9 protein-coding genes are annotated in these 13,907 nt (G+C 61.9%); 4 read left to right on the forward strand and 5 right to left on the reverse strand.

What is annotated here, in order from left to right; translation table 11 throughout:
- The first annotated feature begins 448 nt into the window (after positions 1-448).
- Entirely contained in the window at positions 449-3,298 is a 2,850-nt protein-coding gene (locus IVB22_RS30695; RefSeq protein ID WP_247520893.1) for an AMP-binding protein, read from the forward strand.
- Between the two features lie 47 nt (positions 3,299-3,345).
- On the opposite strand, the gene IVB22_RS30700 is transcribed toward IVB22_RS30695, so the two are convergent.
- From IVB22_RS30700 to hpnO, 4 genes are all read right to left on the reverse strand, one after another.
- The gene (locus IVB22_RS30700) at positions 3,346-5,232 is read right to left on the reverse strand and encodes a sigma-54-dependent Fis family transcriptional regulator (RefSeq protein ID WP_247520894.1); all 1,887 of its coding nucleotides are present in this window, start codon (positions 5,230-5,232) and stop codon (positions 3,346-3,348) included.
- Between the two features lie 154 nt (positions 5,233-5,386).
- Positions 5,387-5,659 carry a hypothetical protein gene (locus tag IVB22_RS30705; RefSeq protein ID WP_247520895.1) on the reverse strand — a complete coding sequence of 91 codons (273 nt, stop codon included), beginning with the start codon at positions 5,657-5,659 and terminating at the stop codon, positions 5,387-5,389.
- Positions 5,660-5,946: 287 nt separating this feature from the next.
- Positions 5,947-6,354, reverse strand: a complete 408-nt coding sequence (locus IVB22_RS30710; protein WP_247520896.1) for a GFA family protein — start codon at positions 6,352-6,354, stop codon at positions 5,947-5,949.
- 137 nt (positions 6,355-6,491) lie between these two features.
- Positions 6,492-7,883: an aminobacteriohopanetriol synthase HpnO gene (hpnO, locus tag IVB22_RS30715; RefSeq protein ID WP_247520897.1), complete on the reverse strand. Its 1,392-nt coding sequence runs from the start codon at positions 7,881-7,883 to the stop codon at positions 6,492-6,494.
- Positions 7,884-7,986: 103 nt separating this feature from the next.
- Between hpnO and IVB22_RS30720 the strand changes: the two genes are divergently transcribed.
- Complete coding sequence (locus IVB22_RS30720; RefSeq protein WP_247520898.1) at positions 7,987-8,682, forward strand: DUF2147 domain-containing protein; 696 nt, start codon at positions 7,987-7,989, stop codon at positions 8,680-8,682.
- Here IVB22_RS30720 and IVB22_RS30725 read toward each other — a convergent pair.
- A complete protein-coding gene (locus IVB22_RS30725) occupies positions 8,650-11,238 on the reverse strand; it encodes an MMPL family transporter (RefSeq protein ID WP_247520899.1) in 2,589 nt (862 codons plus the stop codon). The genes IVB22_RS30720 and IVB22_RS30725 overlap by 33 nt on opposite strands.
- 446 nt (positions 11,239-11,684) lie before the next feature.
- On the opposite strand from IVB22_RS30725, the gene ispH reads away from it, so the two are divergent.
- Both ispH and hpnH read left to right on the forward strand, forming a co-directional pair.
- Positions 11,685-12,611, forward strand: a complete 927-nt coding sequence (gene ispH, locus IVB22_RS30730) for a 4-hydroxy-3-methylbut-2-enyl diphosphate reductase (RefSeq protein WP_247520900.1) — start codon at positions 11,685-11,687, stop codon at positions 12,609-12,611.
- 67 nt (positions 12,612-12,678) lie between these two features.
- Positions 12,679-13,839: an adenosyl-hopene transferase HpnH gene (hpnH, locus tag IVB22_RS30735; RefSeq protein ID WP_247520901.1), complete on the forward strand. Its 1,161-nt coding sequence runs from the start codon at positions 12,679-12,681 to the stop codon at positions 13,837-13,839.
- Positions 13,840-13,907 lie beyond the last annotated feature (68 nt).

The raw sequence follows: 13,907 nt of genomic DNA on the forward strand, positions 1-13,907 counted from the left end.
TCGCTGCGATCTGCAGATGCGCGAGCTTCCCTCCTTGATGTCTGATTTTGTCGAACGGCGCGAGGAGCCCGATCGGCGTCAATTGACCCTCCGGCTGGTCTAACTCAGACTCGTATTTCGCTCGCGTCTATCCCGCATGAAGTCGCGCTTTTTTGATGGACTTGCGATGCCGAGCCATCCGAATTTAAACGGCCCCAACCGGGGGCCGCCAACCCGAACGATACGGGTTTTCCTCCAGCAGTCGGGGGGGCACCTTTCGGCTGGAAGCACTGGAATCGACGCTCTGCCAAGCCGATTGTTCCTTGGTCTTCGACAAACAGTTCCGCGCATGGAAATTAAGGATTACGTCCCTGTTCTCCTCGTCTTTTGCCATCTTTTCCCACTACGTTGATTGCACTCCGACGATGCGGTCCAAAGGGGACCGTCCTAACGTCCATTGGCGCCGGACATGGTTCAGTACGATCTGAAGCGGCGAGGGGAATTTGCTGGCAGGGGAACGAGAGGTTTGCCCGTCCCGTCTGGCCGCGACGGCACAGAGCCGGAATCCCAGTGCACACTGGGCCAAGTCATCGGTCGGACTGCCAACCGGTTCCCACATCAGCCTGCGATCGTCTCCGCCACGTCTGCGCCTCTGACGTATCACGATCTTCAGCGCCAGTTGGACGAGATCCGCCGGCAGCTGCGGTGGGCTGGGTTCGATTGCAACGCCCGCATCGGGATACTCATGCCGAACGGCGCGGACGCGGTTCTCACCATCGTGGCAGTAGCCTGCTGCAGCGTCGCGGTTCCTCTTGATCCGCGGCTGTCCCGGGCGGAGATCGATCAGCGTTTCGACATGCTGCGCCTGAACGCTCTTCTCGTGCCGCAAGGCAGTACCTCTGAAGCTCGCCAGGCCGCTGAGCGGAGAAGGCTCCCCATCATCGAAGCCGCTCCGGTCGGACACGGTCAGCTCGGACTCAATATCGCAGTGCAGGTCTCCAACTTCCCCGCGATCGACGCTGAGCCTGATCCGGGCTCGCCCGCCTTCATCCTGCAGACGTCGGGCACGACCGCGCAGCCAAAGCTCATTCCGTTCAGTCATGGCAATATGCTGGCGGCGGCCGCACGGCTTCAGGCCTGGTTCGGCCTCACACACCTGGACCGTTGCCTGAGCGTTTCGTCCCCTTACTATTCCCATGGGCTCAAAGTAACGGTCTTCACACCGCTGCTGACGGGCGGCAGCATTGCCTTCCCGGCGAACAGTGCCGTCGTGGCGCTGGATGAGTGGCTCGATGTCCTGCGGCCGACTTGGTACTCGGCAGGTCCTACGCTTCACACTGCCGTGCTGGACAAGGCAGAAAACCTTGAGGATGCGCCGGCGGCGCACACTCTGCGATTCGTCGTATCGGGTGGCGCGCCGCTGCTGAAAGAGGTGCAGGACGACCTGCAGCGCATTTTGGGCGTGCCGGTGCTAGAGCATTACGGCTCCAGCGAAGCCGCGCAGATCGCCGCCAACCTGCCGCCGCCCGGGCCGAACAGGCCAGGGACTTGCGGGCAACCTTGGCCTGATACCGTGGCCATTGTTGGTGAGGATGGACATCCCTTGCCAGCCGGCGAGCGGGGTGAGATATGGGTTCGTGGTCCCACCGTGATATCTGGCTATCTCGATGCGCCGGAACTCAATCAAGCTGCTTTCAGAGAGGGCTGGTTTCGCACGGGCGATATCGGCAGCCTCGACGGAGATGGCTTCCTGTCCCTGCACGGCCGTCTGAGTGAAATAATCAACCGCGGCGGTGAGAAGATCGCCCCTGCTGAGATCGAAACCGCGCTACTGCGCCATCCAGCCATAGCCGAAGCTGCTGCTTTCGCAATCGCCCATCCACGACTTGGCGATGACGTCGCAGCCGTCGTCATTCCACATCCTGGCGCGCAGACGACGCCTGCGGAGCTACGACGGCTCCTGCAACGCGAGTTGGCTTCGTTCAAGATTCCGCGGCACATTCTGTTCCTCGACCAACTGCCAAAGGGGGCGACGGGAAAGGTCCAACGGCGACGGCTGCGCGAGTCGCTCGACGAGCTGTTGGGTCATCAGCGCGCGATGCCGCTGCCTGCTGTGGACAAAGGGCCATTGGATCTGGAAGCTGAATTGCTGATCCTATGGCGGAGGCTGCTCAAGTCCGAGGCTGTGACGGTCGACGATGATTTTTTTGCCAGCGGTGGCGACTCCCTTCTGGCGATGGAAATGCTCATCGAGGTCGAGCGGCTCGTCGGCCACCCCGTACCGGAAACGATCCTGTTCGGGGCAGAAACAATCCGGCAACTTGCCCCAAAAATCGCCATGCAGACGGGCACGCCGGCGACGCCGGTCTTCCAGTTCCATGCCCGTGGCGATCGACCTCCCCTGCACTTCTTCAATGGGGACCTCGTCAGCGGCCACTCGTCTCTGCGGCGGATGGTCGATCTTTTCGGTCCCGATTACCCAATCATCTCCATCGATCCCCATGGTCTTCGTGGGGAACCGATTCCACCCTCGATCAAGCAGATGGCCGCCGATCGCCTGCCGCTTATCCTGGCGAGGCAGACCAGCGGTCCTTTCCTCCTGGGCGGCAAATGCAACGGCGCCATGGTGGCGTTCGAAGCAGCCCGCCTGCTGATGGCAGCCGGCCACAAGGTTGATATGGTTGCGATGATCGACCCCCCGACCGTCAGTGCCCGTCCGGCGCAGCGGGCGATCATCGGGCTGATGAAGCCCATAGTTTCGCCTTACCTGCTGCGCTGGACGTATGAACAAATGGCGGAGCTGGAGCGACGCTCCAAGAGGTCTACGAGCGCGCCGATCGCGGTGGCCGAGCTCGAGATTCCGCCGGCGTTGTGGGACGCTTATTCGGTCGCAATGGCGCAATATCTTCCTGCACCGCTCGAGGTCCCTGTGGCTTTTTACGCGGCCGAACACGACGGCCAGGCGTGGCGGCATCTCAGTTCTCAACTCGAAGTGATCCAGGTGGCCGGAGGACATCATGGCTGCCTGGCTATCGGCGCGGAACCGCTGGTCGATCATCTGCGGCAAAGAATTGACGTTCTGGCTGACGGCGCGCATCCGCCATTGAACCGCGCACGTCGCGGACGCCTGGCTGGATTGGCATGTGACGATAGTCAGGGCGCGCTCGTGCGTGGTGAGCTTGATAGACTCAGTCCGCGAGCTGACGGCGATTTGAACAGCGCACGAACCGACCTGATGCTGCGGTGGGTTGCGAAGACAGCGGAGAAGATCGGATCCTATATGCCGCTGCCATACCGCCGCAGCTCTGGATCGCACTGAAACGATCCCTTGATTAGCCGTCGAAGGTCGCGTCCTGGGTTCAAGCTCTAGTGTGAGTTTGTATCGATCTTCAACAGCTTGATCTTGCGGTAGAGCGTGGCGCGGCTGACATGCAGCGCCCGCGCGGCATCAGTGACGCGCCCGCCATGGCTGCGCAGCGTCTCCGTGATTTCCGCACGTTCCGCCGCAGCGGCATCAGGCTCAGTGGCGCCGCCACCGAACGGCGGCAGGTCGAGATCGGCATCCGTGATGACGCCGTCCTCGGCCGTGCAGCCGGCGAGCCGCAGCACATGGCGGAGCTGCCGCATGTTTCCCGGGAAGGGATAGGCCAGCAGCGCCGACCAGGCCGCAGGCGCAAGCCGGCAATCGGGCGCCTCCTCGCTTGCGATCAGCGCGATCACATCGGCCCTGTCGGCGCGCGCGCGCAAGGCGGGCAGCCCGATTTCCAAGCCTCGTAGCCGGTAGTAAAGATCTGCGCGAAAGCTGCCGGCCTCCGCCATGCGGCCGAGATCACGATGGGTTGCGCTGATGAGGCGGATGTCGACGGCGACCGGCTTCAGCGCCCCGAGCGGCCAGACCTCGCGATTTTCCAGCACGCGCAACAGTCGCGTTTGCAGCGCGATCGGCATGTCGCCGATCTCGTCGAGGAACAACGTCCCGCCGTCGGCCTGTACGATCAGGCCTTTCGATCCGTCGCGGCGCGCGCCGGTGAAGGCGCCGGCCTCATAGCCGAACAGTTCGGCATCGATCAGGCTCTCCGGCATCGCCGCGCAATTGAGGGCTACGTAGTTTTGCCGCGCGCGACTGCTCGAGGCATGGATGGCGCGCGCGAACACGTCCTTGCCGACACCGGTCTCGCCGCGCAGCAGGATCGGCAGATTGTGATCGCCGATGCTCTTCAGGCGGTTGACGCCCCTGATCAGCGCTGGATCGCTGCCGGCGAGCTGGTTCAGGCGGTCAAACCGGCCTGCCGGAACTTCGCGGCGCTTGACCGGTGGAAGCCGCGCCGGCTTCCCGCGCAGCGGCGGCGCAACGTGCCCCCGTCCTAGCAGGCTGCCGTCGGCTCGATGAAGGTCGACGCGGCCATCCGCCATGTCTGCGGCTTGCATGTCTGCGGCTTGATTTTCGAACCTGACGACATCCGACAATGCGATGCCGGACTCGACCAGGCCGTCGGTCAGTGACAGCATCGATCGCGCCGACCGGCAGGCGCCCACGACCCGACGGTCGTCATCATAGGCAATCAGCCCGCTGCCGCTTTCACCCGGCACCGTCGCGATCCAGGCGTTGCGAAAACGGCGGCGGAAGATCGACCGCTCGATCCGGCGCGTGGCTTCCATGGTGACCGCCAGCGCGAGCTGGTGCGCGGCTCGGCTAAGGTCGTCGCGGCAGGACGTGATGTTAACCGCGCCGGCAAGACGGCCGCCATGGTCGAACAGCGGCGCCACGGCGCAACTGAAGATGCCCCATTGCTCGCGAAAATGTTCATCGCGATGCACCAGGATCGGCCTCTGCTCGGCGAGCGCGGTGCCGAGCCCATTGGTCCCCTCGAATGCTTCCGCGAAATTCGAGCCCGTATAGACCTTCCATTGCAGGAACATCCTGTCATCGGTCCCGCCCGGAAGGCGGCTGATCAACATGGTCGCGTTGGGATCGGCCAGGTTGACGCAATATCCGGCGTCGCGCAGCACACGCGCGAGATCCTCCAATTCGGGCACCGCGACCCGGATCAATTCCTCCATCGGCTCGGCGACGTGTCTTACTTCGGCTTCGGTAAAGGTCTGCGGCGGTCCGCGGCGGGCGGGATCGAGCTTGTGATCGAGCAGGCAGCGCCGCCAGGAATTCGCGATCCGCGAACCGTTATCGATGTCGGTCACCTGATCGGCGACGGACAAAACGCGGGCGACATGGTTCGAAGCCGAAAGGCTGGCCATGCAGACGTCTCCACCCCTGTAGCGCTGCGCAAAGTCTGGCATCGCAGGCGTGGAAGTCAATCGTCAAGCGGGACGCCGAGAAGACGGCCTGGCCGGCTCGCACAGCGGGACACAGTCACGTGCAGGCCGCGACGCTGAACCTACGCCGCTCGTGCTACTGCGCCCTGCGATAATGCCTTGGGGCAACCGACCTCTGCCGCAGCCGCGGTTCCGGTGCGGGCACGGCTTCGTTGTAGTAGGCGTTGGAATTGTAATAGGCATTCGATTGATCGAACGATCGATAGGCCGGCCGGCCGCCGAGCACATCGGCATTGGGATGGTAGAAGGCGAAGGCGCCGGGCTCCTGGATCGCGGCTTGCGCGAACACGGGCGTTGCTATCGCGGTCATCAGAAACGCGGCGGCGAGTGTTGGGATCGACTTGGTCATCGGTGAGATCCTCGTTGTTATGAAGTCATCCCATCCAATTGGGTATCGCATCGCAAAAGCGGATAGCCGGACGAAAGTTCTCACCGCGATGTGAAAAGCCGTGCGCGAAAATCCCGATGGCGTGAACGCGCGGAAAATCTTCACCAGAAAATGCGCAGAATATTCGCCTACAAATGAACCGATGGGCGCAACACTTTCGCTATTGCGCGGCAGTGCCGTAGAGCCTCCCACCCGCGGTCAAGGGGCGGATTAGCGCAGCGTATCCGCCCTGCGAATCCGAGCAGCCGCTATGTCTGCGGCGGATAGCGCTCGAAGGTCGGCAGTTCGTGCGCACGCTCCATCCAGTGCAGCCGCTCGGCGGTCTGGATATGCACCATGGCGGGGACGGCATTGGGGTCGTCGTAGGTAGCGCTCTGAATATCGATGATGCCAGGCAAGAAGTTTGCGTTGGTATAGAAGAGACCCGTGCCGCAGTTGGCGCAGAACTGCCGCCGGCCATGCTCCGAAGACTCGTAGGTCTTGGGCTGCCCCTTCGTCACCTTGACCGCATCCTCGGCGTACATCGTCCAGCCGACAACCGGCGCGCCGGCGTGGCGTCTGCAATCGGTGCAGTGGCACAACGCATGAACGATCAGTTCGCCCTCGACCTGATAGCGGATGGCACCGCAATGACAGCCGCCGGTGATGTTGCTCATGCTCTCCTCCAATCGATACGGTTTTATACGTTGCGCAGGATGGATTGTAGCCCGGATGAAGCGCAGCGTAATCCGGGACACGTCTCTCAAGGAGAGGCCCCCGGATTACGCTTCGCTTCATCCGGGCTACGAGGATTTTACGCCGACTTCCTGACCGCGTTGTCGACCAGCGTCTTGCCGAGCGACCAGATCGCGCCGGGAACCTTGTGGCTGGCGGCGATGACGTCGTCGAACGACTTTTCGATCCAGCTGCAGTCCTCTTCCGTGATCACGAGCGGCGGCAGCAGCTTGATGGTGTGGCTGCCGTGGCCGGAGACTTGCGTCAGGATCTTGTGATCCTTGAACAGCGGCACGGTGATGAGCTGGCAGAACAGGCCCTTGTTGGCGGTCTCCAGCAGATTCCACGAAGCTTTCAGCTTCAGCGATTTCGGCGGGCCGAACTCGATGCCGATCATCAATCCCTTGCCGCGCACTTCCTTCAGCAATTCATAGCCCGGCACCATGCGGGTCAACGCGAGACGAAGCTCGGCGCCGCGCTTGGCGGCCTGCTCGACCAGCTTCTCCTGCTTGATCACGTCGAGGGTCGCGATGCCGGCGGCCATCGCCAGGTCGTTCTTCGCAAAGGTCGAGCCGTGCACGACCGCGCGATCCATCTGGTTGAAGATCTTGTCGAAGATACTCTTGCGCGTCAGCAGCGCGCCGACCGGCACGTGACCGCCCGACAGCGCCTTCGCCAAGAGCACCATGTCGGGCTCGACATTCCAGTGCTCGACCGCGAGGAATTTTCCGGTGCGGCCGATGCCGGTCTGGATTTCGTCGGCGATGAAGATGGTGCCGTATTTTTTGCACAGCGCCACCGCGCCCGGCAGGAATTCGTCCGATGGCAGATTGACGCCCTTGCCCTGGATCGGCTCGACGATGAAGGCTGCGACCTGGCGCGACGACAGCGCCTGCTCCAGCGCTGCAAGATCGTTAAAAGGGATCTGTGTGCACCCCGGCAATAGCGGCTCGAAACCGCCGCGGAAGTTCGCATCGTCCATCAGCGACAGCGCGCCATAGGACAGGCCGTGGAAGGAATGGGAACAGGAGACGATGCCGGGCCGGCCGGTCGCGCCGCGCGCGAACTTGATCGCGGCCTCGACGGTCTCGGCACCGGAATTGGCAAAGAACACCTTGTCCAGATATGGAACATGTTCCAGCAGGCGTTCCGCCAGCACGCCCGCGAGCGTGGACACATCAAGTTGAACCAGATTGGGAAAATCGCTGTCGAGCACGCTTTTCAGCGCCTCACGCAGTGCAGGATGATTGCGGCCAATCGCAAAAACGCCAAATCCGCTCAGTAGATCAAGATAGCGGGCCCCGTCACGATCGAACAGGTATTGACCTTGACCCTTCTGAAAGCCCACATCGTAGCCGATGGTCTTCAGCACACGGACGAGCTGCTCGTTCAGGTGGCGCGCATGCATGGAACTTCGCTGCGCCTGCCGGTCAACAAACAGCTCGGAAACGTCTAGATATGAACTTGGCATTCGCTACATACGTCGGTTGATGGCCGTTTCGTCAACTGAAAACACTCAATGCGGCGTTTTGACCCCCGCTTTGGATCATCTTACTTAAACATAGGTCTGAACCATGTTGCACTGCCCAAGAACTGTCGCGCGTACAATAGTTTATTCGGGAGTTTTTTTAGCCACAGGTCTTGGCGCGGCGCTGGCCGCGGACCCCACCGGTGACTGGAAAGTGGCCGATGGTGTGGCCAATATTCGCGTCGCCCAATGTAGCGGCAACATGTGGGGCGTGGTCGCCTGGGAAAAGATGCCGGGCGGCAAGGACAAGAACAATCCGGACGCCGCAAAGCAGAGCCGGCCGACGCTTGGCATGCCGATCCTGATCGACATGAAGAAGAAGCCCGGCGTCGATGCCTGGGAAGGCCAAGTCTACAACGCCAAGGACGGACAGCTCTACAGCTCGACGATCAAGCCGGTCGGAACCGACCAGCTCGAGATTCAAGGCTGCGTGCTCGGCTTCCTGTGCGGCGGCGAAACCTGGACCCGCGTCGGACCGCCGATTCCCTCGAGCCCTGCCAACAGCATGGCCAAGGGCGCACCGAAGGGGCCAGCTGGCGCGGCGTCCAAGACTGCTGCCCCGACGACTGCGGCAACGGCTCCTGCGCCGGCTGCACCGAAGACCACAGGTACAGCGAATCCCGCACCTGCCAACCCTGCAACCGCGCCGAAGGCCCCGTCCGCTCAGAAGCAGGCGGCCGGCCAATCCGGCGATATCGGCGATATCTGCCTACTCCCCGACATCGCGCGGTTTGCCCATTAGCGCCGGCTGGAACAGCAGCACCGCGGCCAGCGTGATGACGAACGACAGCGCCAGCAATTTGCCCATGCTGGCGGTGCCGGGATGACTGGATAGCCACAAGCTTCCGAAGGCGGTCGCAGTCGTCAGCGCCGAGAAAAAGATCGCGCGCGTCAGGCTCGACTGCAGCAGGTTAGTTCTGCCTTCGCGCCAGGCCGTGACGTAATAGATCTTGAAGGCGACGCCGACGCCGAGCAGCAGCGGCAATGCGACGATATTGGCGAAGTTGAGCGGCAGCCCGATCAGCACGCAAAGTTCCAGCGTTACCGCGCCGGCCACCAGCAGCGGCACCATCGTCATCAGCACGTCGGCGATCCGCCGCAGCGCCAGGTAAAGCAACAGGCTGATCACCAGCAGCGCCCAGATGCCGGCATGGATGAACGCCTTCACGATGGTGTCGCCGGATTTGAGGATCGATACCGGCCCGCCGATCGCATTCGGCTCGGCCGCCAGAACCGCATCGGCAAAGCGCCGGAGGTTGTCATTGTCGTTGGGATCGCCCTTCGGCAGCGCCTCTACGCGAATCAACCCATCCTTGGATTTCCAGCTGTTCAACAGTTCCGGCGGCAGCGTCTTCAACGTGACAGGGCCTGCCTGCATCGTGTTCTTGAGCTGATCGAACACGATCTTGAGCGGGGCGACGAAAATGTTCTGCGCCTTGTCGCGCGTCGCCTGGTCGCTTCCGGCAAGTTTCGACAGCGCATCCGCCAGCCTTCGTGAGGCAACCGCGCCGGGCCCCTTGCCGTCACCGGCGGCTCTGCGCAGGCTGTCGACCGAACTCTTCAGCGCCTCCGCATTCTCTTCATCCGAGGGCGCCGCATCGACCGAGTCGGGATTGAGCGCAGGCCCCACCACCTTCGCCGCCTTCGCGATCAACTGCAGCTTTGCCGGCTGATCATCAGGGACAAAACTATCGATCGACATCACGCGAAGAACTTCCGGCAGCTTTTCCAGCCGCGCCTCGATCTTCTTCGCTTCCGCTTCCGAAGTGGTCAGCACGTTGATGGCGTTGGCGCCTGTATTGGGGTCCTTGCGCAGGTCGAGGAAGGTCGCAATCGATTCAGCCTTCGGATTGCGCAGGTTGATCGGGTTGAAGTCAAACTTCATGAAATAGAGCAGCGGCAGGCCGGCCACGACGAGGAGCAGCGTGCCAACGACGATGATGACGCGATGCCTTTCGAGGAATTCGTCCACCGGCGCCAGGAACGCGTAACCGACCGGCTCGCTTTCGCCGGGCGGGTGAAGCAGCTTCAGCATGGCAGGCAGGGACGTGATGCTGGTGATGAACGCGATCAGCATGCCGGCGCCGGCAATCTTGCCGAGTTCGGAAATGCCCTTGTAGTCGGTCGGCAGGAAACACAGGAAGCCGGCGGCGGTCGCCATCGCGGCGAGCGAAAGCGGCACCGCGCAGCGTCTGGCCGCGCTCTCCAGCGCCAGGGCCAGGTCTTCGTTCTTGAAACGCTCGGAACGGTAGCGGACGCTGAACTGGATGCCGAAATCGACGCCGAGGCCGACGAACAGCACGGCAAAGGCGATCGACAATAGATTCAGCGATCCCACCATCATCAGACCGACGGCGGTGGTGAGCGAAAGGCCGATGAACAGGTTCACGAACACCGCGAAGATGATTTTCGAGGAGTGCAGCGCCATCCAGAGAATCACCAGCACGATGAGGACGGTTGCGACACCGTTGACGATCGCGCCCTCCTGCACGGTCGAATATTCCTCATTCGCGATCGGAACCGGGCCGGTCAGCCGCACACGCGCGCTGTACTGGCCTGCAAAATTGAGATCGGTCGCGGCCTGCCGGATCGCGTCGGTCGCACCCTTGCCGGGTTCCAGCTCGCTGTAGTCGAGCTTCGGCTTGAACTCGATGAAGGCGCGGCGATCGGCATCGGTCAAAGGCTTGTCGCTGACGAGCTCGCGCCAGGAGAACGTCGCCGTCCCCTTGTTCAGGATGTCCTCGACGGTCTGGCTGATCAGGTTGAAGGGCCGTTCGGTATTGTCGAGCTTGACCTGCCCGCGCTTGACGCCGGCAAGCCCGGTCTCCAGCGCGCCGGTCAGGCCGCGGATCGAGGGATCGCCGGCCATGATCTCGATCAGGGGCGCGGCGGCTTCGAGCTGGCCGGCGACCTTGCCGACTTCCTCGACCGGCAAGAACAACAGCCCGTTCTTTTCGAAGAACTCGCCCGACCCCAGCGGCTGCACTGATTCGAAATGCTTGGTGTCGCCGGAGAGCTTTGTGAAAAGCGCCGTGCTCGCGGCACTGGCGAGTTCGGGTGTCGGCGCCTCGACGACGGCGAGAATCAGCTTTTCGCGGTCGAACGCCTGCTCGAACTGTTGGTCGCGCTTGCGCCAGTCGAGGTCGGGCGAAATCAGCGTGTTGATGTCGGTGTTGATGGCGAAATGCCGGGCGCCATAGTAGCTCGCTCCGACCGCCAGAAGCAGCGAGAGGATGACGACGAGAGTGGCAAACCGCGTACAGGTTCTGACAACGGCGATGACAATACTGGTCAGCACTTCGTTTCTTTCTAAATCTCAAAGGAGAACTGGGCGAAAACGCCCGCTGTCTAGCGGAGTTCCCGAAGCCGATCTAATGTTGTTTTGGTTACTTCCCCGACGGTTCAAACGAAGCCGCCAAAACGGACCGGAACAGGCGTTCGGGGCCGGTATAGCCCGTCCGAATGGGCAACAAAGTGACGAACCAGTGAGGAGCAATGGTTTCTCGCAGCGCGTTTTAGGTATTTTATTACCTATATCTTGGTAACCATTGCGCGATGCACCTTTTCTCGCCGCACAATTTTTGACACATAGTCCTGCGCTTCCATCTGCTTGGGTGGGGATTACCTACGGGTTCCGGTCATGGTGCGGATATTGCAGATCCGAATGTGACCGGCTGCACGGAGACCTTCGGATGAATTTGCGAATTAAGTACATGGTGCAACAGGCGTAATGGACATCATCCCATGGAAGTGTATCTAGCGCAGCCCCGCGGATTTTGTGCGGGAGTGGTGCGTGCCATCGAAATCGTTGAGCGCGCGCTCGAGAAATACGGTCCGCCGGTCTATGTCCGGCACGAGATCGTGCATAACAAGTACGTGGTCGAAAGCCTTAAAGCCAAGGGCGCGATCTTTGTCGAGGACCTGTCAGAGGTTCCGCCGCAGGCGGTAACCGTGTTCAGCGCCCATGGCGTGGCCCGCAGCGTCGAGGAAGAGGCCGCCGCCCGCGGCTTGCCCGTCCTCAATGCCACCTGCCCGCTGGTCACCAAGGTCCACAATCAGGGCAAGCGGTATATGTCCAAGGGCCGTACCCTGGTACTGATCGGGCATGCCGGCCATCCCGAGGTCGAGGGCACCATGGGCCAGGTTCCAGGGCCGGTTCTGCTGGTCCAGAACGTCGACGACGTGGCCGCCCTGCCCCTGCCTGTCGACGCCCCGGTGGCCTATATCACCCAGACTACCCTCAGCGTGGACGACACAAAGGACATAATCGCCGCCCTTCAGGCAAAATTTACAGATATTCAAGGCCCCGACATCCGGGATATCTGCTATGCGACACAGAACCGCCAATCTGCGGTAAGGGATCTAAGTAAGCTGGTGGACGTCATTTTGGTGGTGGGGGCTGCCAATAGTTCCAACTCAAACAGGCTTCGCGAAATCGGCACCGAGGTCGGCGTCGCGAGTTATCTGATTGCCGACGGGAGCGAGTTGAACCCCGATTGGCTGAAGGATGCAAAAGCCGTCGGCATTACGGCGGGCGCCTCGGCGCCCGAAGTTTTGGTCGACGACGTGATCGAGGCTTTGAGGCGTATCGGACCCGTTAAGGTGTCGGTGCTTCCCGGCCGGGAGGAGAACATCGAGTTCCGGCTTCCGGCCGAACTGACTGCGGGTTGATCCACTTCACGAGTTCCAAGTCTGGACCGCCAGGTCCAGACTCCAAGTCCAGAAAGAAAATCTCTCAATGGCAATACCGTTCTTCAAGGAAATGCGTATCGGCGGCTATCTGATCAAGCAGAAGCTGCTTGGCCGGAAGCGCTATCCGCTCGTGCTGATGCTGGAGCCGTTGTTCCGCTGCAACCTTGCTTGCGTCGGCTGCGGCAAGATCGACTATCCCGACGCGATCCTCAACCGCCGCATGTCGGCGCAGGAATGCTGGGATGCGGCCGACGAATGCGGTGCGCCGATGGTGGCGATCCCCGGCGGCGAGCCCCTGATCCACAAGGAGATCGGCGAGATCGTGCGCGGCCTCGTGGCGCGCAAGAAATTCGTCTCGCTGTGCACCAACGCGCTGCTGCTGGAAAAGAAGCTCGATCTGTTCGAGCCCTCGCCCTATCTGTTCTTCTCGGTGCATCTCGACGGCCTGAAGGACCACCACGACAAGGCGGTGTCGCAGAAGGGCGTGTTCGACCGCGCCGTTTCCGCGATCAAGGCTGCGAAAGCGCGCGGCTTCACCGTCAACGTCAATGCGACCATCTTCGACGGTCATGCGGCCGAAGAGATCGCGAAGTTCCTCGACTTCACCACGGAACTTGGCGTCGGCGTCTCGATGTCGCCGGGCTACGCCTATGAGCGCGCCCCGGACCAGGAGCACTTCCTCAACCGCACCAAAACCAAGAAGCTGTTCCGCGACGTGTTCGCGCTCGGCAAAGGCAAGAAGTGGAACTTCATGCATTCCGGCCTGTTCCTGGACTTCCTGGCCGGCAACCAGAGCTACGAATGCACGCCTTGGGGCATGCCGGCCCGCAACATCTTCGGCTGGCAAAAACCCTGCTATCTGCTCGGCGAAGGCTACACCAAGACCTTCAAGGAATTGATGGAGACCACGGACTGGGAGACCTACGGCACCGGCAAGTACGAGAAGTGCGCCGACTGCATGGCGCATTGCGGCTACGAGCCGACAGCGGCCAACGCTGCGCTGGTCAATCCGCTGAAGGCGATGTGGGTCGCGCTCCGCGGCGTCCGCACCACGGGTCCGATGGCGCCCGAAATCGATCTCACCACGCAGCGTCCGGCCCAGTACATCTTCTCGGCCGAGGTGCAGAAGCGCCTGTCCGAAATCCGCCGCGACGAGGCCGCTGCCGCAGCCGCCAAGCAGCAACAGAAGGCATCCACCGCCGCCTAAGTGGAGATGGAAAAGATTAAGGGCCTCGGTTCGACGAACCGGGGCCCTTTTCTTTTTGTTCAACGCCC

It is taken from the genome of Bradyrhizobium sp. 190 (genome assembly GCF_023073415.1).
GTDB lineage: Bacteria > Pseudomonadota > Alphaproteobacteria > Rhizobiales > Xanthobacteraceae > Bradyrhizobium.

Excerpts from the sequence above, each read along its gene's own strand:
- IVB22_RS30695 (WP_247520893.1), top strand. The coding sequence starts at position 449 with ATGGTTCAGTACGATCTGAAGCGGCGAGGGGAATTTGCTGGCAGGGGA.
- IVB22_RS30700 (WP_247520894.1), bottom strand. The coding sequence starts at position 5,232 with ATGGCCAGCCTTTCGGCTTCGAACCATGTCGCCCGCGTTTTGTCCGTC.
- IVB22_RS30705 (WP_247520895.1), bottom strand. The coding sequence starts at position 5,659 with ATGACCAAGTCGATCCCAACACTCGCCGCCGCGTTTCTGATGACCGCG.
- IVB22_RS30710 (WP_247520896.1), bottom strand. The coding sequence starts at position 6,354 with ATGAGCAACATCACCGGCGGCTGTCATTGCGGTGCCATCCGCTATCAG.
- hpnO (WP_247520897.1), bottom strand. The coding sequence starts at position 7,883 with ATGCCAAGTTCATATCTAGACGTTTCCGAGCTGTTTGTTGACCGGCAG.
- IVB22_RS30720 (WP_247520898.1), top strand. The coding sequence starts at position 7,987 with ATGTTGCACTGCCCAAGAACTGTCGCGCGTACAATAGTTTATTCGGGA.
- ispH (WP_247520900.1), top strand. The coding sequence starts at position 11,685 with ATGGAAGTGTATCTAGCGCAGCCCCGCGGATTTTGTGCGGGAGTGGTG.
- hpnH (WP_247520901.1), top strand. The coding sequence starts at position 12,679 with ATGGCAATACCGTTCTTCAAGGAAATGCGTATCGGCGGCTATCTGATC.